Below are 3,744 nucleotides of genomic sequence, written 5' to 3'. Positions count from 1 at the left end.
GAGGCTCTTGATACTGCCAAGAGTTTCCTAGGAACTGTGCTGCAGGGTGGTGGGGCTCTTATTGATGCTCTAGCTCCAGACCCACACCCACTGGCTCTTGGTGAAGAGGACCATGAGCAGAGCCTGCCTATTGACACCTATGCTCGTAGCCTTAGGGAATCTCTGGCTGACATTGGTGCTGCAACTCCGGGCGTTATTGCCAACCTCGCTGAGCGTGTGGTAAAAGCTACAAACCATTGATTCAATAGCTTGTAGCTTTTGTATGCTAATCAAAATATTAGTTTATGCATCTGCTTTTTTGCCATATTTCTCTTTTATATATTTATCAATACCTTCTGCTGCTTGTTTTCCAGCTCCCATTGCAAGAATCACAGTTGCGGCGCCTGTTACAGCATCTCCACCTGCAAAAACTCCTTCTCTTGAAGTTTGTCCATCTTCATCCGTTACGATGCATTTTCTTTCATTTATATCTAGTCCTGCTGTAGTTGCTGGAATAAGTGGGTTCGGTGATGTTCCTAATGCCATAATAACTGTATCCACATCAAATTCAAATTCAGAACCAACTATAGGCTCAGGTCTTCTTCTTCCTGAAGCATCTGGTTCGCCTAATTCCATTCTTTGACATCTAATGCTTTTAACCCATCCATTTTCATTACCAACAATTTCTATAGGACTAGTTAAAAATTCAAATTTTATTCCTTCTTCCATAGCATGGTGAACTTCTTCTACCCTAGCTGGTAATTCTTTTTCAGTTCTTCTATAAACTATCCAAACTTCTGCACCAAGCCTAAGAGCAGTTCTGGCAGCGTCCATAGCAACGTTCCCACCACCAACAACGGCAACTTTACTGCCAACCTTAATTGGAGTGTCATAATCTTCTCTAAAAGCTTTCATAAGATTATTTCTAGTTAAGAATTCATTTGCAGAAAATACTCCATTTAAGTTCTCTCCAGATATTCCCATAAATTTAGGAAGACCTGCACCAGAACCTATAAATATTGCGTGGAAACCTTCTTCTTCTAATAAAGAATCTATGGTTACGGTTCTACCTACTATTACATTAGTTTCAATTTTTACTCCTAGTTTCTTTAAATTTTCTATTTCTGGTTTTACTACTGCTTCTTTAGGAAGTCTAAATTCAGGAATTCCATATACTAAAACTCCACCTGGTTCATGTAATGCTTCAAATATAGTTACGTCATAGCCTTCTTTTGCTAAATCTCCAGCACAAGTAATGCCAGCTGGCCCTGATCCTATAACTGCTACTTTATATCCATTGTTTTCTTTAGTCTTTCCTACTTCCACATTATGTTCTCGTGCCCAATCAGCAGCAAATCTTTCAAGTTTTCCGATTGAAACTGCTTCTCCTTTAATTCCAAGTACGCATACCTTTTCACATTGCTCTTCTTGTGGGCAAACCCTTCCACAAACTGCAGGTAAAGCAGTATATTCAGCAAGAACATGAGCCGCTTCTTCAAACTCTCCTTCTGCAATATGCTTAATAAATCTAGGTATATGGATACCTACTGGACAATTGCCTACACAAGGATGATGTTTACAATTCAAACATCTTTTAGCTTCAGCCATAGCTTCTTCTTCAGTATATCCTAAACAAACTTCATCAAAGTTTGAACCTCTTTCTATAGGATCTTGTACTGAAATAGGGATTCTTTTAAATCTATCCATTATGAACACCTCCATGTTGGCATGTACATTTTTTCTCCTCGCCATGTTTCGCTAATTCAATTTCTTCTTCTTTATATTGAGCTTGTCTCTTTAATGCTTCGTCAAAATCTACAAGATGTCCATCAAATTCTGGTCCATCAACACATGCAAATTTAGTTTCATCTCCTACTGTTACTCTACAAGCACCACACATTCCAGTTCCATCTACCATAATTGGGTTAAGACTTACTATGGTTTTTATACCAAGTTTTTTAGTTAATAAAGCTACAAATTTCATCATAATCATTGGTCCAATAGAAATTACTAAATCGTATTCCTTACCTTGATTAACAACAAGTTCTTCAATAAGTCCAGTTACCATACCATTAAAACCATAACTACCATCATCAGTAGCAATATAAAGATTTCCAGCTACCTCTTTGATTTCATCTTCAAGTATTATCAATTCTTTATTCTTTGCGCCAACTATTACATCTACGTCAATACCACGCTCATGGAACCATCTTACTTGAGGAAATACAGGAGCTGCTCCAACTCCACCTGCTACAAATAATATTTTTTGTTCTTTTAATTTCTCAACATCTTCATGCACATATTCTGATGGTCTTCCAAGGGGACCTACAAAATCCTTTAAATAGTCTCCTTCGTTAAGAGCTACAATTCTTTTAGTAGAACTACCCATAGCTTGAATAACTATGTTGACAGTTCCTTTTTCTTTGTCATAGTTACAAATAGTTAGAGGAATTCTCTCCCCTTCTTCGTCAACTATAACAATTATAAATTGACCTGGTTGAGCTGAGTTTGCAACCCTTGGAGCTAAAATATCCATTGAAATAATATTAGGGGCAAGGTCTTTTTTCTCAACAATTTTATACAATAGAAACTCCTCCCTCATTTAAATTTATCATTTTAATTATACATCATTTAGGGTAAATATTAAAGGTTAGTTATTTATATGACTAATGCCTTTTTGGGAAAATATAGTCATAATCAAATAGCCTAATTTATATTGGAAATTAAACGTTTCCATAAATTAAATGCTAGGTATTAGTACTTTAAAATATATGGCTAATATATTCAATCAGATAGCTAGTTTTACTTATTTAAATCATAAAAAGGTACTATTTGTCATATAATTAACGATTTCTTTCACAACTAATATAACACAAAGATTTTTTAAATTCAATAGACTATGTAAAAATATAATTTTATATCTACCCAAAATCAATCTATTTTACGCAGAATTTCGTTAAGACTTTAACTTTCTCTTATATATGGTTATACAAATCATTGAATTATAGGTATCCAGTTCCTATGGTAAATAAATTAAGAGGTCAAGCCATCCTGAGTTTCTTCGAGAGTAATGCTTGTACTGAAAGCCTCAGGATGCCTATAAGTATCATTTACATATCATCAATTATATTGGTGACCCACTTCTTAGAAAATATTCTTGGTAATCCAATGATTGCCTTGACTATCTCTTCTAAATAAACTAATGGCGTTACATAATATACCGGTAGCTTAAAAACTAAAGCTCCTAAAAATGCTAAGGGTACTCCAACTAACCAAACAGCTCCCATCTCTAGTAACATAGAAAACTTAGTATCCCCTCCACCCCTAAAAACTCCTACTATCATGGTTCCATTAAATACTTTAACGGTAAAGAATAAGGCTAAAACATTGAGTAGTTTTTTCGAAGTTATATATAATTGTGGAGTCAAATTCCTAAATAAACTTAAAATTAAATCAGATGTTAAAAATAATCCAAATCCAAGAATAATACCTAGCCCTATAGATATAACTAAAAATCTATTAGCATATTCAACAGCAACCTCTTCTTCGCCAGAACCGATCTTATTGCCTACCATTACTGTGCAAGCATTACCCATACCTCTGGTTATTGTCATAAATAGATTTTGTACTGTATTTAATATCTGTACTGCTGCAGCAGCTTCTGTTCCTATTTTACCGCGAGCCCTGGGGCGCGCGCAGCCTGGCGCTGATCACCTCGCTGCTGACCTTTCTGCTCAGCATCCCGCTGTTCACCGGCTTCGACAC

Annotated in this window: 4 protein-coding genes; 1 reads left to right on the top strand and 3 read right to left on the bottom strand. The window is 35.8% G+C overall.

Features of this window, described 5'->3' with window-relative positions; translation table 11 throughout:
* Window positions 1–240: hypothetical protein (locus tag VK998_RS11650; protein ID WP_325228511.1), on the top strand; the 240-nt coding region annotated here is incomplete at its 5' end.
* A gap of 42 nt (window positions 241–282) precedes the next feature.
* Here the strand turns inward: VK998_RS11650 and gltA are convergent.
* The 3 genes from gltA to VK998_RS11635 form a co-directional block, all read right to left on the bottom strand.
* Window positions 283–1,686 (bottom strand): NADPH-dependent glutamate synthase, encoded by a 1,404-nt coding sequence (gene gltA, locus VK998_RS11645; RefSeq protein WP_325228509.1) that lies wholly within the window; start codon window positions 1,684–1,686, stop codon window positions 283–285.
* On the bottom strand, window positions 1,679–2,563 hold the full coding sequence (locus VK998_RS11640) for a sulfide/dihydroorotate dehydrogenase-like FAD/NAD-binding protein (protein ID WP_325228508.1): 885 nt from the start codon (window positions 2,561–2,563) through the stop codon (window positions 1,679–1,681). Before VK998_RS11640 ends, gltA begins: the two co-directional genes overlap by 8 nt.
* Window positions 2,564–3,089: 526 nt before the next feature.
* Entirely contained in the window at window positions 3,090–3,650 is a 561-nt protein-coding gene (locus tag VK998_RS11635) for an MATE family efflux transporter (protein WP_325228512.1), read from the bottom strand.
* Window positions 3,651–3,744 lie beyond the last annotated feature (94 nt).

Source organism: Schnuerera sp. (assembly GCF_035459645.1).
GTDB lineage: Bacteria > Bacillota > Clostridia > Tissierellales > Tepidimicrobiaceae > Schnuerera.
Note: the sequence above shows the minus strand (reverse complement) of the source record. Positions and strands in the feature narration are given on the sequence as shown.

What these genes read in the sequence shown, in the direction of transcription:
- gltA (WP_325228509.1), bottom strand. Translation starts at nt 1,686, where the DNA reads ATGGATAGATTTAAAAGAATCCCTATTTCAGTACAAGATCCTATAGAA.